This window comes from Lentzea aerocolonigenes, from assembly GCF_000955955.1.
Taxonomy (GTDB): Bacteria; Actinomycetota; Actinomycetes; order Mycobacteriales; family Pseudonocardiaceae; genus Lentzea; species Lentzea aerocolonigenes_A.
The window spans coordinates 1-1,540 of the sequence record NZ_JYJG01000304.1 but is presented as its reverse complement, the minus strand read 5'-3'; the positions used below and the strand labels follow the sequence as shown (position 1 = coordinate 1,540).

Annotated in this window: 1 protein-coding gene and 1 pseudogene; both read right to left on the bottom strand. The window is 67.0% G+C overall.

The annotated features are described in order from the left end of the window. Window positions 1-122: 122 nt before the first annotated feature. Window positions 123-878, bottom strand: coding sequence for an ABC transporter permease (locus UK23_RS34420; RefSeq protein WP_045315913.1), 756 nt, complete (start codon window positions 876-878; stop codon window positions 123-125). A gap of 50 nt (window positions 879-928) precedes the next feature. Beyond that, window positions 929-1,540: pseudogene (locus UK23_RS34415) on the bottom strand (ABC transporter ATP-binding protein); the annotation flags it as partial.

The window sequence follows — 1,540 nt, the reverse complement described above, 5'->3', positions numbered from 1 at the left end:
CCACCACAGACTTCTGCCAAGCCATTCAGCGTCTCCTCTCGGACTGCTGGCGGCGGATTAGTTAGGTAAGTTTCCTTACCGATTAAAGGTATAGATGACCTTAGGGACGCCCCAAGAGAGAGTCAAGAGTCTCGTCGCAGCAGAGTTACCGTTCCGGCACCCAGAGTCACCAGTACGTAAACGATCAAACTTGCGGCGGCGGCCGATGGACCCAGGGGCGCGTCGTGCACGATCCCCGCCACTTCCCAGACCAGGTAGGGGACCATCGCCGCGGAAGCGTCCACGTTCCAGGGCTCCGGCAGCATCGGGGTGATCGCGGGCAGGCCCCACAGCAGGACGCCGACGATGACGATGGTGACCGCGGTCGACCTGAACGCGAGGCCGAGACCGAGGCCGATCAGACCTGTTACCAAGATCGACAACAGCGCCGCACCGGCCCACGGGAGGACGTCGGTGACGCTGTCCCAGGGCGCTACCGGTGGCGGCCGGTCCCCCATGATCAGCCAGCTCGCGCCGAGGCTGAGGGCGAGTGTCACGGCACCGATCACCACGGCTGTGGTGGCGACGAGCGTGCTTTTGGCCGCCAGCAAGCGTTTCCGGTTCGGGACGGCGGTCAGCGCGGTGAGGCCGGGGTCCGAGGTGGCGACGAGTGCACCGAGCGCGGCGACCAGGAACTGCGCGACCGGCACGACCACCACGCTGCCGTCCGCCGAGGCGAACCTGGCCTGTTCCGCGGCTGCCGTGGTGTCGTAGTCGCGGACCATCAGCCACGAGATCAGCGCGGCGAACGCGATGGTGAGTCCGATGGCCGCGGTCAGCCCGTACGGCGCTCGTACCGTCTTCAGCTTCAGCCACTCGGCGTGCAGTGCGTTCTTCACAGTCCCCTCCCCGCGGTGAGATCGAGGTAGGCGTCTTCCAGGGAACCGTTGCGCGTCAGGGCTTCCATCGATGTCTCTTTGACGAGCTGTCCTTTTGCGACGATCACGACGTGGTCCGCGGTGAGGGCCATCTCGCTCATCAGGTGGCTGGAGACGAAGACGGTCCTGCCTTCCTTCGCCAGGCTCTTCATCAGGTCGCGGATCCAGCGCACACCCTCGGGGTCGAGGCCGTTGACCGGTTCGTCGAACATCAGGATCCGCGGGTCGCCCAGCAGTGCCGCCGCGACGCCGAGGCGTTGCTTCATGCCGAGCGACAAGGTCCTGATCCGCTTGTGCCGCACGCCCCCCAGCCCGACTTGCTCCAGGAGTTCCACGGGACGTTTCGGCGAGATCCCGTTGCTCGCGGCGAGCCAGCGCAGGTGGTCGAGCGCCTTGCGGCCGTGGTGGACCGCGGCCGGGTCGAGCAGCGCGCCGACGTTCCTGAGCGGCTGGTCCAGGTCCGCGTAGCGCTTGCCGCCGACCAGCGCCCGGCCGTTCGTGGGCCGGTCCAGGCCGAGGATCATGCGCATCGTCGTGGACTTGCCGGCGCCGTTCGGGCCGAGGAAGCCCGTCACCAGTCCAGGTTGGACGGTGAACGACAGGTCGTCCACCGCTGTCGTGTC